The following is a 2,541-nucleotide window of genomic DNA, read 5'->3' as shown; positions in this document are numbered from 1 at the left end:
ATGTTGTGCGGGTCCTTGAGCGCCTCGCGGTCGATGCGGATCGCTGCTCGCTGCTCGGGCGCCAGCACGAAGGCGCCGATGCCTTGGCGCGCCTCGATCATGCCGTCGGCGCGAAGCTGGGCGATCGCCTCGCGCACGACATTTCGGCTGACGCCGAATTTTTCGGACAATTCCTGCTCGGTCGGCAGGCGCGCGCCGGGGTTCAATTCGCCGGATTCGATCTCGCGGCTGAGGAAGGCAGCGACCCGGTGCGGCAATGTCTCGACAGTGCCGATGGCGGCCAGTCTCTGCTTCATGGAAAAGTCTCCGTCGCGGGCAACAGGCAACCGGGATTCATCAGGCCCTTGGGGTCGAGTGCGCTCTTCAGCGCCGCGACCATGCGGCGATGCGCCGGCGAAAGCCCGGCCCAGAATTCCTTGCGGCGGCTGCGGCCGATGCCGTGCTCCGCGCTGATCGAGCCGCCGAGACCGACGGCGATTTCATAGAGCCCGGCGATGACTTCGGCGCCCCGGGCACGGGCTTCATCCTCGGCGAGTTCGAGCGGCGGCAGCACGTTGAAGTGGATGTTGCCGTCACCGGCGTGGCCGTAGGCGAGCGGGATCCAGCCGGGATGGTCATTCGCGACGAAGCGGCGGGCTCTTTCGATGAGGCTGGGGATGTCGGAAATCCTCACCGACAGGTCGGTGCGCACATGATAGCCGCGCTTGGCCTGGCCTTCGACCAGACCTTCGCGGATCGCCCAAAAACTCCTGGCCTGCGTCGTGCTCGCGGCGAGAACCGCGTCGGTTACCAGGCCATTTTCCATGGCATCGCCGAGGACGCCGGCCAGCAAGCTGTTGAGGTCGATAGCCGCGCTGGATGACAATTCGATCAGCACGTGGACGGGCGCTCCGACCGGCGCCCTCATCGCCGGGTCGATCAGCCGGGCAAGCTCGATGCATTCGGCGCCGATGATCTCGAAAGCGGAGACGAGGTCCGAGCAATCGCGGCGCGCCTGGTTGAAGAGCGCAACGGCCGCCTCGAACGAGGCAAGGCCGAGATAGGCGGTCTCGGTTCGCGCCGGTTTCGGAAACAGCTTGACCTCGACACCGGTGATGATGCCGAGCGTGCCTTCGGAACCGATGAAAAGCTGCTTCAGGTCGTAGCCGCTGTTGTTCTTGCGCAGACCAGAGAAGCCGTTCCACAGTTCGCCGTCCGCCAGCACGACTTCGAGACCGAGGATCAGGTCGCGTGCCATGCCATAGCGCAGCACGTTGACGCCGCCGGCATTGGTCGCCGCATTGCCGCCGATCTGGCAGCTGCCTTGCGCGCCGAGCGCGAGCGGGAAGAGGCATTCTTGCGCCTCGCAGGCGTCCTTGATCGTCTGCAGCACGCAGCCGGCATCGGCTTGCAGGGTGAAGTTGCCGGCATCAATCTGCCGGATGGCGTTCAGCCGCTCCAGGCTCAAGACAACCAGGCCGCCGCCTTTGCTGTCGATCGCGCCTGATACCAGCCCGGTGTTGCCGCCTTGCGGAACGATGCCGAGCCCAAGCTCGTTGCACAAGCGCATCAGAGCCTGGACTTCGCCGACCGAGCCGGGCCGCAGCACGGCAAGCGCTTCGCCGCGATAATCGCCCGCCCAGTCGCCCAGATATTTCGCCATTCCAGCCGGCTCGGCGGCAATGCCGTTTCGGCCGACGGCGCCTTCCATGGCGCTGAGTATTTCCGGCGAGAGGCGATCAACGGTCATGGAGATTTATGTCTTGATATCAGGTGATACATATCATCCTACAACTTAATTCGAGTCAATCGCTCTTTTGTTCGGCGAACAGGTCATCGGCTCGTTCAAGGCAGGTGGAACTGACCACGGCGGCTGGCAAGCCGAGACTGCTCGGTAGGCCCTGCCTATGCACCGTCCTGGCCGATTGTCGTCGCTCAAAACCACCGCAATGGTAGGACGATAGGGCTTCGTCCCCGACCAGATCGATCCGATGAGGAGAAAAGATGATTGAACCGCCTTTTGCCCGCGCAGAGTACCAGCGGCGGCTCGGAAAAATCCGCGCCGAGATGGCCAGGCGAGGCATCGAACTCCTGATCGTCAACGACGTCGCCAACCAGCACTACATCACCGGCTATGACGGCTGGTCGTTCTACACGCCGCAGGTCGTGCTTGTTCCCATCGAGGATGCCGAGCCAGTCTGGATCGGCCGCGCCATGGATGCGGCTGGCGGGCTGCTGACGGCCTGGATGAAGCCGGAAAACGTCGTCGGCTTCCCGGAGGACCATGTCCAGCGCGCCGACCGGCATCCGATGGACTGGATCGCGGCCTGGATCGTCGCCAAGGGCTGGGGCAACCGTCCCATCGGCATCGAGCTCGAAGCCTATTATTTTTCGCCAAAGGCGCATGCGCGGCTCGTCGCCGGACTGCCCAACGCCAAATGGCACGACGCCGACCTGCTCGTGAACTGGATCCGCGCGGTCAAATCGGCGCCGGAAATCGACTATCTGCGCAAGGCCTCGAAACTGGCAGAAGCGGCGGTCGCGCGGGCCCATGACGACATT

At 64.1% G+C, this 2,541-nt stretch carries 3 protein-coding genes; 1 reads left to right on the top strand and 2 read right to left on the bottom strand.

Annotation, left to right across the window (positions count from 1 at the left end; translation table 11 throughout):
* Together EOA24_RS34075 and EOA24_RS34070 are read right to left on the bottom strand one after the other, a co-directional pair.
* Positions 1-296, bottom strand: a 296-nt coding sequence (locus EOA24_RS34075) for a GntR family transcriptional regulator (protein ID WP_133374758.1), incomplete at its 3' end; no start/stop codon positions are given.
* Positions 293-1,729, bottom strand: coding sequence for an FAD-binding oxidoreductase (locus EOA24_RS34070; RefSeq protein ID WP_189343121.1), 1,437 nt, complete (start codon positions 1,727-1,729; stop codon positions 293-295). The genes EOA24_RS34075 and EOA24_RS34070, both read right to left, overlap by 4 nt.
* A 254-nt stretch (positions 1,730-1,983) precedes the next feature.
* Between EOA24_RS34070 and EOA24_RS34065 the strand changes: the two genes are divergently transcribed.
* The coding region (locus EOA24_RS34065) for an aminopeptidase P family N-terminal domain-containing protein (protein ID WP_189354466.1) at positions 1,984-2,541 on the top strand (558 nt) is incomplete at its 3' end.

It is taken from the genome of Mesorhizobium sp. M2A.F.Ca.ET.039.01.1.1, from assembly GCF_003998035.1.
Taxonomy (GTDB): Bacteria; Pseudomonadota; Alphaproteobacteria; order Rhizobiales; family Rhizobiaceae; genus Mesorhizobium.
The sequence above is the reverse complement of the archived record's forward strand: the minus strand, read 5'-3'. Positions and strand labels throughout refer to the sequence as shown.